The organism is Haloferax mediterranei ATCC 33500 (assembly GCF_000306765.2).
Taxonomy (GTDB): domain Archaea; phylum Halobacteriota; class Halobacteria; order Halobacteriales; family Haloferacaceae; genus Haloferax; species Haloferax mediterranei.
The window spans coordinates 1,432,157-1,450,683 of sequence record NC_017941.2; the positions used below are offsets into that span (position 1 = coordinate 1,432,157).

The following is an 18,527-nucleotide window of genomic DNA, read 5'->3' on the forward strand; positions in this document are numbered from 1 at the left end:
GCCCGGCGTTTAATGACACCTATTACCAATGGGCACAGATATTATCATTATCGTATGGTAAAAATTCCGCTACGCTTAAACGGGTGCCCGGAGCGTATTACGTCATGGCACAAGAGGCGAATCCATTCGAGAGTCTGCAGGAGCAAATCGACGACGCAGCAGCCTACCTCGATGTTCGTGGTGACGTTATCGAACGTCTGAAAAATCCCGAGCGAGTCCTCGAAACAAACCTGTCTGTCGAGATGGATAACGGAGATGTCGGCGTCTTCCGCGCCTACCGCTCGCAGTTTAACGGCGACCGAGGGCCGTACAAAGGCGGTATTCGATACCACCCGGGCGTCACCCGCGACGAGGTAAAGGCGCTTTCGGGCTGGATGGTCTACAAGTGCGCCGTCGTCGACATCCCCTACGGCGGCGGGAAAGGCGGCATCGTCATCGACCCTAAGGACTACAGCGAATCCGAACTCGAACGTATCTCGCGAGCGTTTGCAAAGGAACTCCGCCCGCTTATCGGCGAAGACCGCGACATCCCCGCGCCCGACGTGAACACCGGCCAGCGCGAGATGAACTGGATTAAAGACACCTACGAGACCCTCGAAAACACCACCGCACCGGGTGTCATCACGGGCAAGGCGCTCTCGAACGGCGGCAGCGAGGGTCGCGTCGAGGCGACTGGACGCTCGACGATGCTCACGGCTCGCGAGGCGTTCGACTACCTCGACCGCGACATCGAAGGCGCAACCGTCGCCGTACAGGGCTACGGGAACGCCGGGTCCGTCGCCGCGAAGCTCATCGAGGACCTCGGTGCAACCATCGTCGCTGTCTCCGACTCCTCCGGTGCCGTCTACAACCCCGACGGTATCGACGCCCGCGCCGTCAAGCAGTTCAAGAACGAGACGGGAAGCGTCTCCGACTACGAGGGCACCGAAGCGATGACCAACGAGGAACTGCTCACGCTCGACGTGGACCTGCTCGTCCCCGCGGCGCTCGAAAACGCCATCGACGGCGACCTCGCCGGTGACGTTCAGGCCGACATGATTGTCGAGGCCGCAAACGGCCCGCTCACGCCCGAGGCCGACGAAGTCCTCACCGAGCGCGACGTGCACGTGCTTCCCGACATCCTCGCCAACGCCGGCGGCGTCACTGTCTCGTACTTCGAGTGGGTCCAGAACCGCCAGCGCTTCTACTGGACCGAAGAGCGCGTCAACAACGAACTCGAACGCATCATCGTCGACGCGTTCGACAACCTCGTGGACGCCTACGAGACGCACAACCTGCCGAACTTCCGTACCGCGGCGTACGTCGTCGCAATCCAGCGCGTCGTCGACGCGTACGACTCCAGCGGCAACTGGCCCTGAGAACGTCGGCACCGACTGCCTGCGTTCGGTCACTCACGATGGGCGGCTAACAGCACTACCATGGTGGGTTTTTACCCGCCACTTCGGATTCGTGGTTCGTTCTTTTTGTGCATGGTTTTGTATATCACACCTTTCGGACGATGCCGGGAGATTCAAGTCGGTGTAGGTCTGCTACTTCATCGATGCGTCAGGACCACCTCATCTCCGCGGCACACCTCTCGCGGGAGGACATCGAGGCGGTGCTCGACCGCGCGGCCGAAATCGACGACGACACGGCTGCGTTCCGGCAACGACACGCCGGAAAGGTTCTTGGGCTCTGTTTCTTCGAGCCGAGCACGCGAACTCGAATGAGCTTCGACACCGCGATGAAACGCCTTGGCGGCCAGACGGTCGACATGGGACCGGTCGAGTCGTCGTCAGTCAAGAAAGGCGAGACGCTCGCCGACACGGTCCGCGTGGTCGAAGGCTACGCGGACGCCCTCGTGCTTCGCCACCCGAGTGAGGGCGCGGCTACGATGGCCGCCGAGTTCGTCGACGTACCCCTCGTCAACGCCGGTGACGGCGCGGGCCAGCACCCGAGCCAGACCCTCCTCGACCTCTACACCATTCGGGAGAACGCCGGACTCGACGACCTCACCATCGGCATCATGGGTGACCTGAAATACGGGCGGACGGTTCACTCCCTCGCTGAGGCGCTGACGAACTTCGACGCCAGCCAGCACTTCATCAGCCCCGAGAGTCTCCGACTCCCCCGAAACGTTCGATACGACCTCCACGCCTCGGGCGCGCAGGTCAAGGAACACACCGAACTCGACGAGGTGCTCCCCGAACTCGACGTGCTCTACGTGACGCGTATCCAGCGCGAGCGCTTCCCCGACGAAAACGAGTACCGAAAGGTCGCGGGACAGTACCAAATCGATGCTGAGACGTTGAAGGCCGCTTCCGACGACCTCACCGTCATGCACCCGCTTCCCCGCGTGGACGAGATTTCGCCCGACATCGACGATACCGACCACGCGACGTACTTCGAACAGGCTCACAACGGCATCCCGGTTCGGATGGCGCTTCTGGACATCCTCCTCTCACAAGCCGATGACTGACGACCACCAACTCCGCGTCTCGAAGATTCAAAACGGAACCGTCATCGACCACGTCGCCGCCGGACAGGCGCTCAACGTCCTCGCCATTCTCGGCATCGACGGCACGAGCGGTGAGGCGGTCTCGGTCGGGATGAACGTCCCCTCGGACCGTCTTGGCCGCAAGGACATCGTCAAGGTCGAAGGCCGCGAACTGAGCCAGTCGGAAGTTGACGTGATCTCGCTTATCGCACCGGCGGCGAGCATCAACATCGTCCGCGACTACGACGTTATCGAGAAGAACCGTGTCGTGCGCCCAGACGTCGTAACGGGCATCATCTCCTGTCCGAATCGCAACTGCATCACCAACGCCGACGAACCGATTACCTCCCGCTTTACGGTCCTCTCGGACGGCGTCCGCTGTGACTACTGCGAGTCCATCGTCCGCGAAGACGAAGTCGCAGCCAACCTCGACGTCAACTAATCGTCGAAACCACTCTCGACGTCAACTAATCGACGCTTACGTTTTGCTTGGCTCAGATTCGTCAGAACTCTCGTCCACGTTGTCGGTGTCGCGGTCCGTATCGATGTAGTCTAAACCGTCGAAGTCCGCGTCATCGCAGTCTGTATCGGAGAACGTGACGCCGTCGAACTCGAAGCGAGCACCGCCCGACGAACTGTCGACAACAGAAACAGACCAACCGTGAGCCTCAGCCAGCGACCGGACGATGTCGAGTCCGAACCCCGTTCCGTCCGGTGCGGTCGTAAATCCGGGTTCGAACACCTGAGTAGCGATACTGGAGTCGATGCCGTTGCCGTCGTCTTCGACCGCAAATCCGTCTTCCGAGTCCAGAACCTCGACAGTTACCGTCGGCGACGTACCAGCGTGGTCAGCGACGTTTCGAAAGAGGTTCTCGAACAGTCGCTGGAGGCGTCCGGGGTCGGCATGGATTATTTGCTCCGAGTCGATAACGAGTGTCGCATCACCCGTGTCAGCGGTATCCCACGCCTGTCCGACGATGCCTTCGAACGAGACCGGTGAGAACTCGACAACTGTGGTCCCCCGCCGTGCCGCTTTCAAGACGTTGTTGACGATTTCACTCATCCGGTCCAGCGAGGTTGCGACCCGTTCGAGATACTCCGAGTCGTTCTGCTGTCGTGCAAGGTCGAGAAAGCCCGTCGAGATAGAAAGGGGATTTCGAAGGTCGTGCGAGAGGACGCGGGCGAACTCGTCGAGGCGTTCGTTTTGCCGAGCGAGTTGTTCTTCGTGTCGACGGAGTACCGTGATGTCGCGACCGACTCCGCAGAAACCGACGACTGTACCGTCCGGAGCGACGAGTCGGTGTCCGGTAAGTTGGAACAGTATCGTTCCCTTCGTCGTCGGTAGTCGGGCTTCAAAGACTGTCTCCCCGTTCTCCAGCACTTGGTTGACTGCCCGCTTGACAACTTCTCGGTCGCCCTCTTCGAAGAACGACTCGGCGGGCGTTCCGAAGAGTTCCTCGTCGGATTTCTCGGTGAGTTCGCTAAAGCGACTGTTCCACGAGACGAGCCTTCCGGACTGGTCGTAGACGTAGAACACGTCGTCGAGCGCGTCGAGTGCATCTTCGACGACCCACTCTCTATTGTCTACCTCCCCGCTTTCGGTGACCGAAACTCGGGTCGATTGGTCGACTCGGTATTGGCGTGCAAGGCGTCCGACGCGCGGAGCGAGTTCGGTCTCCGGGTCGAGGTCGTCGTTCTTGAGGTAGCCCGAGATACCCAAGTCGACGAGTTCAGTCACCGACTGTGACGTGGGTTCGTCCGCCAGAAAAACGACCGGGAGGTCCGACTCCGACGCTCGAATCTCTCGGAGGAGTGACGAGCCATCGCCGTCCGGAAGCGTCTCAGTCAGGACGAGACAGTCGAACGGACTGTCCGCATCGAGTGCCGAGCACGCAGCGTCGAATGTCTCGGCGGTTTCGACCGTCACCCGCGTTACGGCATGCTCTACAGCACGGGCGATTTCTCGGCCGCCGCCGACCGAGAGGATACGAAGTGACGAGTCGAAGGACATACAGAATCAAGCACGAATTGTGCAAGTTAGTGAATGTCTCCCAGAGTGATAATGCTTCTGTGGTTGTTTACTCGGGTCCGTAATCAAGTCAAATTCGAGTCGTTGGTCGGACTCCCAGAACCAATCGTGTTGAAATCATGTCGTAATCAATTAGTGTCGTGCCGTCGTAAATCAGAATATGTCCAAGAAGGCGAAACTCGTCTTGGTACTGGCACTCGTCGCACTCCTATACACTGTCTTCTCCGGCAATGGAGAGACCGTCGAAGTCGAGATCGAAGAGTAACTTCCCCCATTCGTTTATCGCTCGGTCACCCTCGACCGAGTTCCACAACTGCAGCTCTAAGAGTGAATACACCGCCACACGAAAGAAGATACACCGCCACGAATGTTGTGAGTTATATGGCCGACTATCCACCGATTTCAATTCTCGGTTCGCGTCTTATCCATCCTTCCGAAGCCTGAGAACGAACGACTTACCCGACGGCCACGCGAAAGCGGAACCATGTACGGGGTCGTCACGCGCAACGCAGACGAAGTCGACTGGCCCGAGTTCGACCGCGGGTTCTACGAGGTCAAGGACGTGACCGGACGGGCGGCCGCGCCGCTTCCGAACGCCGTAAACATGATTTCGTGTTTCGGCGACAACGCCGCCGCAAACGAGAGTCCAGACCTCGTCCCCGTCGACGGCGAAGGGAATCTGGCGACGCGGGACCGAACCTACTTCGACTGGGCGTACATCTGCCCGACCAACGAGAAGTACCGCGCGGGCCTGTTCGAAATCATCGACGACGCCGCCGCAGAAAACCGGGACGTGCGACTCGACGACGTTGGCTTCCCCCGCGACGAGTACTGCCAATGTGACCGGTGTACGAGTCAGTTCGAGACGTGGGCCGACGAACACGACCGCGACGCCGACGACGAAGACGCGTGGTTCGAGTGGCGCGCCGAGGTCATCACCGACTTCGTCGCCGAGGCCGCCGAGCGAATCCCCGGTCGCGTCTATCTCACCCTCTACCCCGACCCCTATCCCGGCCACCTCTACCGCCGGGCGGGCCTCGACATCGAGGCGCTTTCAGAGTTCGTCGACGAGTTCGTCGTCCCGCTCTACGATACGTACTACGGGACGACGTACTGGTTAGAGACTATCGCCAAGGGATTCATCTCGCTTCTCGACCCCTACGACGTGGCGTTCTCGCTCGAACTGTACGCCGTCAACGTCGATGTCGACGACCTCATTCACGCGGTCGAAGTCGCAGACGAGTACGCGGACGACGTACTCTTCGGCTACGACGCGAGCAACGCGGCGGCGACGCTCCGCCGGATGACCGCGGACAAAAAGCGCGGACAGACCTTCCATCCGGACGACGCGACCCGCTGAGTTCGATACACAGGGGTACGCAGAGCCGAAGGGGCGTGATTCAAATCGCGCCAGAGAGGAAGCCGATAACGACGATACCGAGGAGGAAGATGAGCGTTGCGACCGCGAACAGGACGAACATGAGTCGCTGTCCACCCGACGATTGTGCCATGTTAGTTTATTGAGGACTGTGGGTACTTATTGCACTCGGCGCTTTTTCGGACACGGAACAGTCGCCGGTTGTCGGTGTGAAAAATCCGGGACGCGTCCGAGATGAAAACTCAGGGTCCAGTTCGCAAGGTGTCCGGTTACGGGACGACAAACCCGCCGTCGACGACCATCGGGTGTCCGGTGACGAACGACGCGTCGTCGGAACAGAGGTAGACGACGGCACTTGCGACCTCTTCGGGTTCTCCGAAGCGACCGACCGGTTCGCTCGCGAGGAGGCCCTCTCTCACTTTCTCGTTGTCGGCGGCAGCGCGGTCTATCATCGGCGTCTCGATGGCCCCCGGACAGACGGCATTGACGCGGACATCCTCGGTTGCGACTTCGAGGGCGGCCGAGCGGGTCAGGCCGATAACGCCGTGTTTGGTCGCGTAGTAGTGCGCGAGGTTCGGCGTACCGGTCAACCCAGCAACCGAAGACGTGTTGACGATTGCGCCGCCACCGTTCTCGACGAGATGCGGAATCTCGTACTTCATACCGAGGAAGACGCCGGTGAGGTTGATGTCGACGACCTGCTGGAAATCTTCCAGAGGCATGTCCGGGATGGAGTTGGGCGTTCCCTCGATACCCGCGTTGTTGTGCGCGAAGTCGAGTCCGCCGAACTCACGTACCGTCTCGTCGACGAGGTCAGAGACGTCCGCTTCTTTCGAAACGTCGGCCTCGAAGAACACGGCTTCGCCGCCGTTTTGCTCTATCTCGTTGACTACCTCCTGTCCCGCGTCAACCTGTACGTCCGAGAGTACAACCTTCGCACCCTCTTCCGCAAAGCGCAGCGCAGTCGACCGTCCGATACCAGATGCAGCGCCCGTAACGAGGGCGACTTTTCCTTCGATTCCCTTCATGATATTAACGCGACCTGGCAATCGTACTTCGAGTCGCCGAGGCCGCAGTGAACTAGTTGAACGTTTGCCACTATAACCTTTGTTCAATTGATAGTTCTGTACCAGAAAATCAGTCGGTGCAGCGACCAACTCCGTCGAGGTCTTCGATCGGGTCTGCGTTCCCGAAGTACGGGTCCGGGCCGTCGCCGGGTGCTGCCCAGTCGACAGCGTTCGCGAGAATGGTTCGAATTTCGGGTTGGTCGTAGATTGGGTACGTCTCGTGTCCCGGTCGGAAGTAGAAGATGCGACCCTCCCCGCGAGTGTAGCAACACCCGCTCCGGAACACTTCCCCGCCTTCGAACCACGAGAGGAAGACGAGTTCGTCCGGTGCGGGAATATCGAAGCGCTCGCCGTACATCTCGGCTTGCGGCACCTCGAAGGACTCGGGAAGTCCGTCGGCGATGGGGTGGCCGGGTTCGACGGTCCAGATGCGTTCTTTTTCGCCCGCTTCGCGCCACTTGAGCGAACACGTCGTCCCCATCAGGCGCTTGAAGGGCTTCGAGTAGTGGCCCGAGTGGAGGACGAGCAGACCCATCCCGTCGTGGACGCGCTCGACCACGCGGTCGACAATGTCGTCACCGACTTCCTCGTGGGCTTTGTGGCCCCACCACGCGAGCACGTCCGTCTCTTCGAGGACCGATTCGGAGAGTCCGTGCTCGGGTTCGTCGAGTGTCGCGGTGTTCACGTCGTAGCCCGCATCGCGGAGACCGTCGGCGATGGTCTCGTGGATTCCGTCGGGGTAGATTGCGGCGACGTCGTCGTTTTCCTTCTCGTGTCGGAATTCGTTCCAGACGGTGACGGTGAGGTCCTCGCTCATGTCGGCTTCAACACGGGAGTCGGTCAAGTAGCCACCGTTCAGAGAACCGTACTCACACAGGGTCGGTAACGAGACAGATTGTTACGCCGGTCGAACGATTCAGGGCGAGTCAAAATAGACTTCCTCCTTACCGACCTTCGAACTCCGGTTCTCGACGCGCCATGAACGACTCCACGCCCTCGGCGTGGTCCTCGGTCTCGAAAATAACGGCTTGTGCCGCCGCTTCGTGTTCGATGGCCGCGTCGATGGAGTCGTCGGGTCGGCGAAGCAGTCGCTTGGAGGCGGTGAGCGCCTTCGTCGGCCCGCTGGTGATGCGTTCCGTCAATTCGTCGAGTTCGGCTTCGAACTCGTCCACGGCGGCGACGCGGTTCACGACGCCGAGTTCCAACGCCCGCTCCGGGTCGAGCAGTTCACCCGTGTAGACGAGTTCCATCGCCACGTTTTGCCCGACGAGTCGGGGCAGCAGATACGAGAGACCTGAATCGACCGCGAGACCGACGCGGCGGAAGCCGAATCCGATGTGGGCGTCTTCGCGAAGCAGTTGGAGGTCACAGGCGATTGCGAGCGAGGCACCCGCGCCGACGGCCGCGCCGTCAATCGCGGCGATAGTCGGGAGGTCGCACTCGTAGATTCGACGGACGCAGTCGGCGGTGTCGTGGACGATATGGTCCACAGCGTCGGGGAGCGCCATCGCGTCGGCCTGAAGTTCCATCATCGCGTTCACGTCGCCACCGGCGCAGAATGCACCTTCACTCCCGCGGAGCACAACGCATCTGGCGTCGTCCGGGAGCGACGCGAGCGCCTCGCGCACCCCGGCCGTCACGTCAACAGTAAGCGCGTTTCGAGTTTCTGGGGCGTCGAGCGTCACTGTCGCGACGCCTGCGTCAATATCGAGTCGGACTGTGTCAGCATCGAGTTCGACCTCAGTCATCTTCGACGCAGACGTGCAGAATCGTGAAAAACGTTTGGTCCGTGGAGAGTTGAACGGAGCGGGCGGGAGGTCTCAGTTGAACAGTTTGTGGCGGCCAGTCTCAGTCGAAGACGTCGGTCACGTCAATGCCGAGTCCCGGCGCATCCGGGACACGCATCGTTCCGTCCCGAACGGGCGCAGGGTCGTCTGCGAGGTCGCCATCGAGGAACGAGGCGGTCGCCAGGCCGTGTGCGCGGTTGTCGGGCAACGATGCGGCGACGTGCAGTGCTCCAAGTCGGGCGACAACGGCGTCGATAGTCGTGGTGACGACGACGCCAACACCCGCGTCTCGGGCGCGTGCGGCCACGTCGCGGACTCGGTCGGGGCCGCCGAGCGCCATTGGCTTGCAGACGAGCACGTCCGCCGCGTTCGAAGCAATCGCTCGCTTGGGAGAAACGGTGGCAAGCGATTCGTCGAGCGCGATGGGCGTGTCGTGGAGTCGACGGAGGACCGCGTGGCCGTCGAGTTCCGTCGCGGGAAGCGGCTGTTCGAGGTATTCGAGGTCGACATCGGCGACCGCATCGAGGAATCGGTCGGCGGTCCAGCGGTCCCACGAGGCGTTCGCGTCGGCCCGAATCGACACGCCGGAACCGACCGCGTCGCGAACGGCTCGAAGACGGTCGGCATCTTCCGAAGGGTCCCGCGCACCGACCTTCACTTTCAGGCACTCGTAGCCCTGCGAGACGGCTGTTTTCGCGGCTTCGACGGTCGATTCGAGACCCGCGTCACCGAGTGTCGAATTCACCGGAAACGAGGTGTGCGAATCGGTGTCTAGTGTCGTCGCAAGCGGCTGGTTCGCGGCGCGGGCGCGGGCATCTGCGAGGGCGAGCGAGACGGCGTGTCTGGCTGCTGGTGCGTCGGCGAGGGAACCGTCTGCGAGTGCACGCTTCGGGTCCGAAACTGAGTTGAGTGCGTCCCCACACTCGGCGAGTGATTCGGTCCAGCCCGGAAGAGGGGTCGCTTCGCCGATGCCCGTCGTTCCCGCGGCGTCGACCGCGACGAGGAACCCTTCGCGGCGCTCGATATCGCCCTTGGCGGTGGAAAGCGGCTGTCGGAGGTCGACCGAGAACTCGCGAATTTGAAGCTCCATTATGCCAGAACGAGACCGACCGAGAAGAGGACGGCGTAGAGCGCGAGGAGTTTCCCAGTATCCTCTAGCGCCGGGTTGAGCTTCTCGCCTTTCGTCTCGGTCATGACGGTCTGGGCGATGCGGGCAGCGATAGGCATCGAGAGGGCCGGTAGGAGGACGAACCACTCGAACCCGGAGCGCGACCAGAGGTAGAACGGCACCGCGTAGGCGAGTGCGAGCATCGCGAGGTACTCGCCGCGGGCGACGCCGTAGCCGAATCGAACCGCGAGCGTCCGCTTGCCCGTGGTCGCGTCTTCCTCCTTGTCGCGGACGTTGTTCACGACGAGGATGTTCGTCGAGAGCGCCGCGATTGGGAGGCTGACAACGATAGCGACGAGAGTGACGGTTCCCTCTGGAATCCCGACCGGGAAGGGTGCGAGAAAACTCACGGCCTGCACGTAGAAGGTCCCGACGACGGCGACGAGACCGAAGAAAATGAAGACGAACAGGTCGCCGAGACCGTGATAGCCGAGCGGGTACGGACCGCCGGTGTAGGCGATGCCGGACGCGACAGAGAGGAGCCCGATGACGAGAATCGGAACGCCGCCGACGTAGACGAGGTAGGTGCCGAGCAGGATGGCGGCAGCGAACGTGAGGTACATAGCGCGTTTGACCTCGGACGGGGGGATGAGTCCGCCCGCGGTGACGCGCGTGAAGCCTTCGCGTGCCTCGGTGTCAGCGCCCTGAATCGCGTCGTAGTAGTCGTTAGCGAAGTTCGTCCCGATTTGGATGAGCAGCGCTCCGACGAGCGCCGCGAGCGCGGGAAGCGGGGCGAATTTGCCGGCGTGGACGGCGAGGGCCGTGCCGACGAGAACGGGTGCGGCGGCCGCGGGAAGCGTCTGCGGCCGCGACGCCATCACCCACGCCTTCGTGCGAGAGATGTCCTGCGTGCTCATTATCTGCATACGAGGGCCGAAGCAGTGAGTAAGTTCCTATCGAAAACCGTTCGACGCCGGGGAAAAGTGGGGGACTACGGCAGTTCGGCGTCGAAATCAGTCTTCGGAACCGGAATCGGCGGCGTTTTCCGCGTCGGAATCGGCGTCAGCGTCGTCATCGCGTTCGACGCCGATATCGAGGTGTTCCGCGAGCCGTTCGTGGCCGCGCGCCGCTCGCGCTTCGACTTCCTCTTCAGAGAGGTACGTCGAAAGTCGCCGGTCAATGTCGGCCTCACGAAGGTCGTGCAGTTCCGCCTCGTCGAGTTCGCAGTCGTCCGGGACCCGACTGTCGAACCACTCGCGCCAGTCGTCCCGGTCGCCGTCGAGTTCCGCCTCGCGCCGCATCCAGTCCCAGTGGCCCGCGATTTCCTCGGGATAGCCGTGTTCGTGACGGAAGTCGGCGATAGCTGTTCGGGCAACTCGCGCGCCGTGGCCGGCCGAGATAATCGCCTGCGCGTTGATTCCAGTCACCGGCGCGGCGACGTACAGGCCGTCGAACGGCGTGCTCCCGTCTTCGTCGGCGTAGTCGCGGTTGAATCGCTCGCGTTCCTCACCCTCGTACTCGTAGGAGATGAACATCTCGTCGTCGCCGAGCGGTTTGAGAAACTCGCCGCCGTATCTGGCCGCCGCGATGACGCGTCCGGCGGTGACGGTTCGGCCGTCCTGCGTCGTGACGGTGAAACCCGTTTCAGCCTGTGAGACTTCCTCTACGAGGTCAGAGACGAGTTCGCACCCGGCTTCCTCGGCGTGGTCGTGCATCAACCCGTACAGTGTGTCGATATCGATTCCCGCGGGGAAGCCGAGATAGTTCTCCAGATACGCACAGCGCCGAAGCGACGAGCGACCGCGGTCGAAGATGACGGTATCGAGACCGTAGCGTCCCGTAAACACACCCGCGGAACAGCCTGCCGGGCCGCCACCGACGATGACGACATCGTAATCGAAGTCGTTGTACTCCGTCGACTGGTGATTCTCGCTTGTGGACATACTCAGAAGTTTCCGTTGACGATGTCGGCGACCCGCTGTCGGTCGAACAGTTGGGTATCGCTGGTCACCTCACCGAACACGTCGGGGAACAGTTGCTGTGCGCCGCGCTCGGTTAGGAACAGGTTCTGAATCGGTCCCTGAAAGAGATAGCCACCGCGGTAGACGCGCTCGTTTTTGACCGCCTTGAGTTCGCTCGCGACCGGGTGCGACTGCATGAAGTCGAGCACCGTGTCGCGGAACTCGGTCGCCGACTTGCGTTCGTGAGCACGCAGGAGAATCACGTCGGGGTCGATTTCCAGCATGGTTTCGTAGTCGATTTTCCCGCGGTCGGTGGTGCTCAGCCCCTTCACGCCGGTTCCAGCCAGCGCGTCGCTGACGCCGAGGTCGTGCCACTGCTTCTTGCTCGTCCCTTGGTCATTGAGCCGGTACGGCGAGAACTCCTCGGGTTGGTCGCTGCCCGCGTAGACGAGCAACACGTTCGGTCGCTCGTCCGCTGGCGGAAGCTGCGTTTGGATGTCGGCGATGAACTCGTCGTGGAGCGCCTTGAACGCCTCGTAGCGCTCTTCTTCCTGGAAGAGCTGAGCGACCTTCTCGAACGCCTCGTAGAGGGTGTAGTACCGGTAGTCGTGCCACTCGTCTTCGCGGCGGAAAATGAGATTGCCCACGAACGGTGCGACATTCTTGGAAATTTCGTCGACGTCCTCCTGCTTCCAGCCGAACCAGTTGACGAGCATCTCCGGGTCCATCAGGTGGACTTCGTTGTCCAACTCGTAGAATATCTCCTTTGACATGTCGCTGTCCGACAGTTGGTTCTGCTCTATTCGCTCGCGGTCGATACTCACGCCCGGGAGTTCGTCGTACACGTAGCTGTAGTACCGGCCCGCACCGCCGATACCGGTCATGCTGTCGCCGCCGCCGAGCGCGACACCCATGTCGGCGTAGCCGCCGTCGTAGGCAATCCACGACTCGGGAACCGACTCGAATGTGACCTCGCCAGTCGGTGCCATCGTCACCGAGTACGACGTATCCTCCTCTGCCGTCTCGGTCGCCGTCGAAGCGTCCGTTTCAGTCGCGGTCTCGGCCGCCGTGGTCGTCTCTGCTGACTCGCCGCCTCCCGACGAATCGGACGTACAGCCCGCGAGAAGCCCAGCGCCGAGGACTGAACCCCCGTACCGCATGCAGTTGCGTCGCGTCAGTTTCTTTCGGCCCGTAGAGTTATCTTCCATGGGTTTAGGCTACCCTAAATGTATAAGACGTTTTCTAATTTTTGGCGGGCCTAAAAATACGCTGACACGCTTGGCGCGTTCAGTAGTGCCAAGGGTACTCGCGGAACCGCGGTTCGCGCTTTTCGAGGAAGGCATCGCGGCCCTCTTGAGCCTCTTCGGTCATGTAGGCCAGTCGGGTCGCCTCGCCGGCGAACACCTGCTGGCCGACCATGCCGTCGTCGGTCATGTTGAAGGCATATTTGAGCATCCGCATCGCCGTCGGCGACTTCTTCGTCATCTCGTCGGCCCACTCCAGCGCCACGTCCTCTAGTTCCTCGTGGGGAATCGCCTCGTTCGCCATTCCCATGTCCACGGCTTCCTCGGCGGAGTAGGTCTTGCCCATGAAGAACACTTCGCGGGCCTTCTTCTGGCCGACCTGTTTGGCGAGGTACGCAGAGCCGAAGCCGCCGTCGAAGGAGGCCACGTCGGGGTCGGTCTGGAGGAACTTCGCGTGTTCCTCGGAGGCGAGCGTCATGTCGCAGACGACGTGCAGGGAGTGGCCGCCGCCGACGGCCCAGCCCGGAACCACGGCGACGACCGGCTTGGGCATGAAGCGAATGAGTCGCTGGACTTCGAGGATGTGCAGACGCCCGGCTTTCGCCTCGCGGACGAGCGGGTCGTCGGACACGTCGGCCTCGTCGTCGTCGCGGTACTCGTAGCCCGAGCCACCGCGAACTGACTGGTCGCCGCCGGAACAGAACGCCCAGCCGCCGTCTTTCTCCGAGGGGCCGTTTCCGGTCAAGAGAACACAGCCCACGTCGGCGCGCTTGCGTGCGTCGTCGAGCGCAGCGTAGAGTTCGTCAACTGTTCCCGGACGGAAGGCGTTTCGGACTTCCGGTCGGTCGAATGCGATTCGAACCGCCGGAATGTCGACGGCGCGGTGGTAGGTGATGTCGTCGAACGCCTCAGAGCCGTCAACCGGTTCCCAGCGGTCGGGGTCGAAAATCTCAGAGACCATATCGAGTGGCGGCGCGGGCGGCGCAAAAAGATTCGCTTGCGACGTCGGCGCGAGTGGACCACGTCGGCACCGACAGCCGGAACAACCGCACTGCCCGCGCTGTACCCAAGTATATCTGTCATCATTCCAATTATTGCAACTAGCATGTCTCTGGCCTCGTCGCTCCTCGTGCGATTCGTCCACGTCTCGGGGATGGCGCTCATTTTCGGCGGTGCAGTGTTCGTGTGGGCCGCACTCCGCACATCCGACCGCTCGACCGAGCGGCTCGCGGACGGTGGGCGACGCTCGCTCGCAACGACCTACGAATGGGCCTTCTGGGGAACGATGGGTCTGCTACTCGTCACGGGCGTCGGAAACCTCGGCACGCTCGGCCCGCCGGGACCGACGACGCGGTGGGGGACGGTGCTGACGGTGAAACTCGCCGCCGTCATCGTCTTCGTGCTCGGCTCGTTCGTTCGGACGCTCGTCGTCCTCCGGCTGAGAGGTGAGCGACCGAGTGCCTCCCAAAGCGAACTTCTCAGCAAATCCTACGGCGCGACCGCCGGAGTAGTTCTCGTCTTAGTCGCCCTCGCCGAGGTGCTCGCCCATGGGTGACGCCGACTCGTTCGAGGTCTGGGTCGTTTCGACGTTCAACCTCGTGATTCTCAGTCTCGTTCTCCTCTTTATCGCCCATACGAACGGCGGGCTTGCGGGGTCGCTCTCCGGGTTCGGAACGCTTCCGGGTGTGCTCGTCTTCGGCTATCTGTGGGTGCTGGCCGTGGCTTCGACCCGACGGTCGCTGCGTGCTGGCGGTCTCGACGACCGACCCGAGGGCGGACTGCGGTCGCTCGCCTGGTACGGATTCGTCGGCGGCGCGCGCATCGGGTCGGCGTTCGTCCTCGGTATCGTCGTCGTTCTTTTTCTCATCGACTTCTTGCTGGAACCCACACGGGCCGTCTCGTCCTTCGCCAACCTCGCCCAGAATATCTCGCAGGTCGCCTCGTTCGCCCTCATCGTGCTCTTTGTCGGGTCGCTCGCGGGCATCATCGGTGGCGTCATCGGCGGGCTTTCGGTACTGCTCGATGCCGGACTCTACGGGGTCGCAACCCGACTCACGGGGCCTGCGACGGAGACGGCTCGGTCGAACACGGGCGAGTGACCTTAGCCCCGGAGCGGCCCGCGCGGACTCGTCAACCACGACGTCAGCCCGACGAGGACGCCGCTCGAAATGCCCGCAAGCAACCCGACGGCGACTGCAACAACGTAGGCAGTTCGCGTGGAGGGCATACGACCACGATAAAATCCGTCGCTGAAAAGTCAGTCGGTTAACTTGTTCACGACGCGCTCGCGGAGGTCCTCGCGGACGCGATGTGAGATTTCGGCGTCGGTGCGAACTTCGAGCACGTCGGTCCCGTCGGATGCGACGGAGTCGGCGTAGGCGTCGCGGAACTCGTCGGTGCCGACCGAGTCGAACGAGAGGTCGTAGAGGTCTGCTGTCGCCTCGAAGTCGAGACCGTGCGGCGTCTTGAACTGGTCGGTGAACGGCGGTTCGTACTCCTCGATGGGGAGCATGTGGAAGATGCCGCCGCCGTCGTTGTTGACGAGGACGATTGTTGCATCCACGCCGAGACGGCCGAGGGCGAGCAGGCCGTTCATGTCGTGGTAGTACGCGAGGTCGCCGGTGAGAAGCGTCAGGTGGTCGGTCGTCGCCGACCCGGCACCGAGCGCCGACGAGACGATGCCGTCGATGCCCGACGCACCGCGGTTCCCGAGGACGGTTCGTGCCTTGGTAGAGGGGCGGGCGAATCGGTCGAGGTCGCGGACGGGCATCGAGTTCGAGACGAAGACGGTCGCCGGTTCGGGCGCGAGGTCGGCCACGTCAGCCGCGATTCGACCCTCGAATGCGTCGGTTTCGGCGTCAACAGCGTCCCAGTGGGTCGCCTCAGCGTCGGCCCATCGTCGATTCCACTCGGTGTCCGGACGGTTGCGAACGAGTTGCGAGAGTCGCCACGAGAGCACCGATGGCTCGGCTTCGACGAGGTCCGTCGCGATGAATTCGGCTTCGCGCCACTGGCCCGTCGGGTCCACGAGATACTGCCGGGCGTCGGTGCGCGCGAGGTACTTCCGAAGCGGCTTGGAAGTCGGCGACGCGCCGATTCTGACGACGACTTCGGGGTCGGGCCAGTCGGCCGTGACGCGCTCGTCGAGGTAGGCGTCGTAGCCGCCGAGGACGGTCGTCGTTCGGGTGTGGCCGCCGAAGCGCAGGCCGGAAAGCGGGTCGGCGACGACGGGGAAGCCAGTTGCGTGCGCGAAGGCGGCGATGGCTTCGGCGTTGAAGCCCGGTGGGTCCGCCGGGCCGGCGATGATGAGACCGCGGTCCACGGCGAGTTCGTCCGCGAGTTTTCGCAGATGGTCGTCCGAGAGTTCGGGCGCGCCACTCGTCGTCTTGACGTACGGGGAACCGTTTCGGCCGTCGAGTGCCTCGCGGCTGAGGTCGGCGGAAACGTCGTCTTCGACGTAGGTTGGTTCGAGCGGTTTCCGGAAGGGGAAATTGAGGTGGACCGGACCGGAATCGACGCCCGTTGCCTCCGAGACGGCGCGTGCGGCGGTGGTTCGGAGGCTCCGGAGCTTCCGGTCTGTCGCCTCGGGTTCGGGCATGTCTTTGTACCAGCGGACGGCGTCGCCGTAGAGCTTCTCTTGGTCGACTGTCTGGTTAGCTCCGCTATCACGGAGTTCCGGCGGGCGGTCGGCGGTGAGGACGAGCATCGGGACGCGCGCCTGCGACGCCTCGATGACGGCGGGGTGGAAGTTGGCGGCGGCGGTCCCGGAGGTACAGACGATGGGCGTCACGTCGCCCGTCCGCCGGGCGCGTCCGAGCGCGAAGTAGGCAGCGGACCGCTCGTCGAGGTGTGAGAACGTCTCGATGTCGTCGTGGCGGTCGAACGCCTCGGTGAGCGGCGTCGAGCGACTGCCGGGTGCGATGCACACCGCGTTGATTCCGGTGCGTGCCAGTTCGTCGGCGAAGGTTCGTGCCCAGAGGGTGTTTCGGTTCGGCGCTGTCATCTCGTGTTGTCTCTAATCGTCGTGGTGAGTCGGTACGAAAGACGGCTCGAACGTTCAGTCGTCGCGTTCGAGTTCGTCGAGGATGGGTCGGTATTTGAGCTGTACTTCGTCCCACTCGGCGTCGGGGTCGGAGTCGGCGACGAGACCGACGCCCGCAAAGAGCGTCGCCAGCGTGTCATCCACGATAGCCGAGCGGATAGCGACCGCGAAACTACCGTCGCCGTCGGCGTCGAACCAGCCGACAGGGGCGGCATACCAGCCGCGGTCGAACGGTTCGGTCTCACGGATTACGTCGAGTGCGGCAGCAGGCGGAAGCCCGCCGACCGCCGGAGTCGGGTGAAGCGCGTCCACGAGCGAAAGGACGTGTTCGTCGCGTTCGAGCGTCGCGTCGATTGGCGTCCAGAGGTGCTGGACGGTGGCGAGTTTCCGGATGCCGCGGTCGCCGACGCGAATCTCGGCCGAGAGGGGGTCGAGCTGTTCGCGAATCGTCTCCGCGACGAGTTCGTGCTCGTGGCTGTCTTTTTCGCTCGATAGGAGTTCGTCCGCCAACCACTCGTCTTCGTCGTCGGTGTCGCCGCGGCCGGTCGTCCCGGCGAGTGCGCCGGTTTCGACCTCTCGGCCGCGAAGCGAGACGAGTCGCTCGGGTGTCGCGCCGAAGAAACTCGCCCCAACGCCGGGTTCGACGAGGAATCTGTGGCACTCGGGATACGTGTCACCGAGGCGGGCGAGCAGGTCGGGGACCGACGCGGGTCGGTCGAGTTCGACTTCGAGGGCCTGCGCGAGGACGACCTTCCGAAGGTCGCCGGCGAGGATACGTGAGATAGCCACCTCGACACTGTCGCGCCACGCATCCACAGATGTCATTCGGTGTCGTTTCGAAACACCCGGCGGTCCCTGTGGCGGGGCGTCGGGGAGGTCGGTAAGCGTCTCGCGGACCTCGACGAGTCGTTGTTCGACCATTTCGGGGTCGTCGCCGGCGGCAGTGACAGTAAGCCATGCCTCGTCGCCGTCGAAGACGAGTTGTACTTCGGGGACGACGAAGCGCGCCGCCGGGAAGTCACTCCAAGGGTCGCGCCCCGTAGCCCCTTCGTGGAACGCGAGTCCACCGAAGAAACGAGGTCGGGCAACAGACGGGCCGTCGATATCGGCACCGTCGAAGAGTGAAGCCGCTGTCTCTCGAACCTGTGTGAGTCTCGCTGGGCCGTCAGCCTCGACAGTCACGGCCGCGCCGCCGCCGACGACGGCTGGCTCGTCGGGGGCAGTCCACACCGTCCGTGGGCGGTGTACTGCCGCGAGAGACGCCGTGACGGGGGGCGCAGACAGTCGAACCGACCTACTGACGAGATGTGTTGTCACCTCGTCGGTCCGCAACGGTTCCATCGACCGAGGGTCAGGACCGGGGACGCTTGAAACTCTCCCTTCTGTTCTGCGAGAGAGTCGTGATATTGTCCATAGCACGCACAAATATGTGAAT

Annotated in this window: 18 protein-coding genes; 6 read left to right on the forward strand and 12 right to left on the reverse strand. The window is 62.8% G+C overall.

What is annotated here, in order from left to right; genetic code table 11:
- Nucleotides 1-104: 104 nt before the first annotated feature.
- The 3 genes from HFX_RS07425 to pyrI all read left to right on the forward strand — a co-directional run bounded on the left by HFX_RS07425 (nucleotide 105) and on the right by pyrI (nucleotide 2,918).
- Nucleotides 105-1,358 carry a Glu/Leu/Phe/Val family dehydrogenase gene (locus tag HFX_RS07425; protein WP_004056938.1) on the forward strand — a complete coding sequence of 418 codons (1,254 nt, stop codon included), beginning with the start codon at nucleotides 105-107 and terminating at the stop codon, nucleotides 1,356-1,358.
- Between the two features lie 182 nt (nucleotides 1,359-1,540).
- The gene (pyrB, locus tag HFX_RS07430; RefSeq protein WP_004056937.1) at nucleotides 1,541-2,458 is read left to right on the forward strand and encodes an aspartate carbamoyltransferase; all 918 of its coding nucleotides are present in this window, start codon (nucleotides 1,541-1,543) and stop codon (nucleotides 2,456-2,458) included.
- Nucleotides 2,451-2,918 carry an aspartate carbamoyltransferase regulatory subunit gene (gene pyrI / locus HFX_RS07435; RefSeq protein WP_004056936.1) on the forward strand — a complete coding sequence of 156 codons (468 nt, stop codon included), beginning with the start codon at nucleotides 2,451-2,453 and terminating at the stop codon, nucleotides 2,916-2,918. Before pyrB ends, pyrI begins: the two co-directional genes overlap by 8 nt.
- A 36-nt stretch (nucleotides 2,919-2,954) precedes the next feature.
- Here the strand turns inward: pyrI and HFX_RS07440 are convergent, their stop codons facing one another.
- Nucleotides 2,955-4,487 (reverse strand): response regulator, encoded by a 1,533-nt coding sequence (locus HFX_RS07440; protein ID WP_004056935.1) that lies wholly within the window; start codon nucleotides 4,485-4,487, stop codon nucleotides 2,955-2,957.
- Between the two features lie 502 nt (nucleotides 4,488-4,989).
- Here HFX_RS07440 and HFX_RS07445 point away from each other — a divergent pair.
- Nucleotides 4,990-5,865 carry a hypothetical protein gene (locus HFX_RS07445; protein WP_004056934.1) on the forward strand — a complete coding sequence of 292 codons (876 nt, stop codon included), beginning with the start codon at nucleotides 4,990-4,992 and terminating at the stop codon, nucleotides 5,863-5,865.
- Between the two features lie 287 nt (nucleotides 5,866-6,152).
- Here the strand turns inward: HFX_RS07445 and HFX_RS07450 are convergent, their stop codons facing one another.
- The 8 genes from HFX_RS07450 to HFX_RS07485 form a co-directional block, all read right to left on the reverse strand.
- Nucleotides 6,153-6,911, reverse strand: coding sequence for an SDR family oxidoreductase (locus tag HFX_RS07450; RefSeq protein WP_004056932.1), 759 nt, complete (start codon nucleotides 6,909-6,911; stop codon nucleotides 6,153-6,155).
- 109 nt (nucleotides 6,912-7,020) lie between these two features.
- The gene (locus tag HFX_RS07455; protein ID WP_004056931.1) at nucleotides 7,021-7,767 is read right to left on the reverse strand and encodes a ThuA domain-containing protein; all 747 of its coding nucleotides are present in this window, start codon (nucleotides 7,765-7,767) and stop codon (nucleotides 7,021-7,023) included.
- A gap of 127 nt (nucleotides 7,768-7,894) precedes the next feature.
- Nucleotides 7,895-8,698 carry an enoyl-CoA hydratase/isomerase family protein gene (locus HFX_RS07460; RefSeq protein ID WP_004056930.1) on the reverse strand — a complete coding sequence of 268 codons (804 nt, stop codon included), beginning with the start codon at nucleotides 8,696-8,698 and terminating at the stop codon, nucleotides 7,895-7,897.
- Nucleotides 8,699-8,798: 100 nt separating this feature from the next.
- Nucleotides 8,799-9,827: an o-succinylbenzoate synthase gene (gene menC / locus HFX_RS07465; protein WP_004056929.1), complete on the reverse strand. Its 1,029-nt coding sequence runs from the start codon at nucleotides 9,825-9,827 to the stop codon at nucleotides 8,799-8,801.
- The gene (locus HFX_RS07470; RefSeq protein WP_004056928.1) at nucleotides 9,827-10,723 is read right to left on the reverse strand and encodes a 1,4-dihydroxy-2-naphthoate polyprenyltransferase; all 897 of its coding nucleotides are present in this window, start codon (nucleotides 10,721-10,723) and stop codon (nucleotides 9,827-9,829) included. Before HFX_RS07470 ends, menC begins: the two co-directional genes overlap by 1 nt.
- Before the next feature lie 135 nt (nucleotides 10,724-10,858).
- The gene (locus HFX_RS07475; RefSeq protein WP_004056927.1) at nucleotides 10,859-11,788 is read right to left on the reverse strand and encodes an NAD(P)/FAD-dependent oxidoreductase; all 930 of its coding nucleotides are present in this window, start codon (nucleotides 11,786-11,788) and stop codon (nucleotides 10,859-10,861) included.
- A gap of 2 nt (nucleotides 11,789-11,790) precedes the next feature.
- The gene (locus HFX_RS07480; RefSeq protein ID WP_004056926.1) at nucleotides 11,791-13,014 is read right to left on the reverse strand and encodes an ABC transporter substrate-binding protein; all 1,224 of its coding nucleotides are present in this window, start codon (nucleotides 13,012-13,014) and stop codon (nucleotides 11,791-11,793) included.
- Nucleotides 13,015-13,093: 79 nt separating this feature from the next.
- Nucleotides 13,094-14,011 carry a 1,4-dihydroxy-2-naphthoyl-CoA synthase gene (locus HFX_RS07485; RefSeq protein WP_004056925.1) on the reverse strand — a complete coding sequence of 306 codons (918 nt, stop codon included), beginning with the start codon at nucleotides 14,009-14,011 and terminating at the stop codon, nucleotides 13,094-13,096.
- Between the two features lie 144 nt (nucleotides 14,012-14,155).
- Between HFX_RS07485 and HFX_RS07490 the strand changes: the two genes are divergently transcribed.
- Complete coding sequence (locus HFX_RS07490) at nucleotides 14,156-14,605, forward strand: CopD family protein (protein WP_004056924.1); 450 nt, start codon at nucleotides 14,156-14,158, stop codon at nucleotides 14,603-14,605.
- A complete protein-coding gene (locus HFX_RS07495; protein WP_004056923.1) occupies nucleotides 14,598-15,149 on the forward strand; it encodes a hypothetical protein in 552 nt (183 codons plus the stop codon). Before HFX_RS07490 ends, HFX_RS07495 begins: the two co-directional genes overlap by 8 nt.
- Nucleotides 15,150-15,151: 2 nt before the next feature.
- Here HFX_RS07495 and HFX_RS20490 read toward each other — a convergent pair whose 3' ends face one another.
- The 3 genes from HFX_RS20490 to HFX_RS07505 are packed head-to-tail and all read right to left on the reverse strand — an operon-like array spanning nucleotide 15,152 to nucleotide 18,433.
- Nucleotides 15,152-15,277 (reverse strand): hypothetical protein, encoded by a 126-nt coding sequence (locus HFX_RS20490; RefSeq protein WP_269321951.1) that lies wholly within the window; start codon nucleotides 15,275-15,277, stop codon nucleotides 15,152-15,154.
- A gap of 30 nt (nucleotides 15,278-15,307) precedes the next feature.
- Nucleotides 15,308-17,053, reverse strand: coding sequence for a 2-succinyl-5-enolpyruvyl-6-hydroxy-3-cyclohexene-1-carboxylic-acid synthase (gene menD, locus HFX_RS07500; protein ID WP_004056922.1), 1,746 nt, complete (start codon nucleotides 17,051-17,053; stop codon nucleotides 15,308-15,310).
- 54 nt (nucleotides 17,054-17,107) lie between these two features.
- Nucleotides 17,108-18,433 carry an isochorismate synthase gene (locus HFX_RS07505; protein WP_004056921.1) on the reverse strand — a complete coding sequence of 442 codons (1,326 nt, stop codon included), beginning with the start codon at nucleotides 18,431-18,433 and terminating at the stop codon, nucleotides 17,108-17,110.
- Nucleotides 18,434-18,527: the final 94 nt, after the last annotated feature.